The organism is Rathayibacter rubneri, from assembly GCF_023743255.1.
GTDB classification, from domain to species: Bacteria; Actinomycetota; Actinomycetes; order Actinomycetales; family Microbacteriaceae; genus Rathayibacter; species Rathayibacter rubneri.
The window spans coordinates 1-1,183 of sequence record NZ_JAMRYM010000200.1 but is presented as its reverse complement, the minus strand read 5'-3'; the positions used below and the strand labels follow the sequence as shown (position 1 = coordinate 1,183).

Genomic DNA, 1,183 nt, shown 5'->3' with positions numbered 1-1,183 from the left:
GCCGGTCCCGCCGGTCGCGACATGTGCAAGACTGTTCATATGAACAGGCATTCAGGAGTGGGCTGACCGTGGGCGCCGGACACGCGCACGGCCCGAGCGGATCGGCCGCCGCGCGGCACCGCCGCCCGATGCCCGCCTCCGTGTTCCTGCGCTACTCCGACGTCTCGCCGACGCGCGTCGACCTCCGCCGCCAGGCGGGCGGCCTCGTGCCGGTCGACCCCGCGACGGGCCGGTTCTCGGTGACGGGCGTCTACAACGCCCTCGTCGGCGGCGAGAACCCGTTCGGCTTCGTCTACGCGGGCATCCGCGAGGAGGAGACCCTCGGAGCGGTCTTCGGCTACACGGTCGCCGAGCTCATCGGCTGAACCGTTCCATCGATCCAGACCGGGGCACTCACCCCCGGGTGAGGTGGCCCCCGGTCGGGTCGCCCCAGCTCAGGGGTGAAAAACCCCTGATCGCGCCCGAGATCATGACTTCGGTGAACCGTTCGGATACATTCGAGCGTATCGAGAACCCCCGACCCCGGTGCGCGCCCTCTCGCGAGGTGCGGTGCGGAGAGGACCCCGAGATGGACGAGTGGCGCCGCCACCCCCCGACCGACGAGTGGTCGCCGCGCTACTCCGGTTCCGTCGACTCCGTCGCCCCCGAGACCCTCGACGCCGCGGTCCGGATCCTGCACCTGCTGCCCGAGATCGAGCAGCTCACGATCGAGACCGTCGACGGCCCCGTCGCCGTCGAACGCCGCTCGAGCGCTGCCGCGTGGCGCGCGGCCGACCGGGTCGCCCTCGGACTGCTCGCGTCCTCGCCCGGCGTCACCGCGATCACCGCCCAGTCCTTCGACAGCCGCGACGGGATCCGGCGCGCCACCCCGGACGATCCGTTCCTCACCCGCGACGGCGGTCGCGACGCCGCCCTGCGCGCCTCCGAGGAGCTCGGCGAGATCCCGCCGGCCGAGGCGGAGCGCCGGCACCGCGAGAACTTCGAGGGCGTCGATGTCGAGGACCCGCTCGAGACCCTCTGGGACGCCCCGCCCCTCTGATCGCCGACCCCCTTGCAGCCGGTCCCGCCGGTCGCGACATGTGCAAGACTGTTCATATGAACAGGCATTCAGGAGTGGGCTGACCGTGGGCGCCGGACACGCGCACGGCCCGAGCGGATCGGCCGCCGCGCGGCACCGCCGCCC

At 72.6% G+C, this 1,183-nt stretch carries 2 protein-coding genes; both read left to right on the top strand.

Annotated elements, in window-relative coordinates; genetic code table 11:
* Nucleotides 1–68 precede the first annotated feature (68 nt).
* Complete coding sequence (locus NB037_RS19290) at nt 69–365, top strand: hypothetical protein (protein WP_251948681.1); 297 nt, start codon at nt 69–71, stop codon at nt 363–365.
* A 203-nt stretch (nt 366–568) separates the two neighbouring features.
* Complete coding sequence (locus tag NB037_RS19285) at nt 569–1,039, top strand: hypothetical protein (RefSeq protein ID WP_251948679.1); 471 nt, start codon at nt 569–571, stop codon at nt 1,037–1,039.
* The last annotated feature ends 144 nt before the right edge of the window (nt 1,040–1,183 follow it).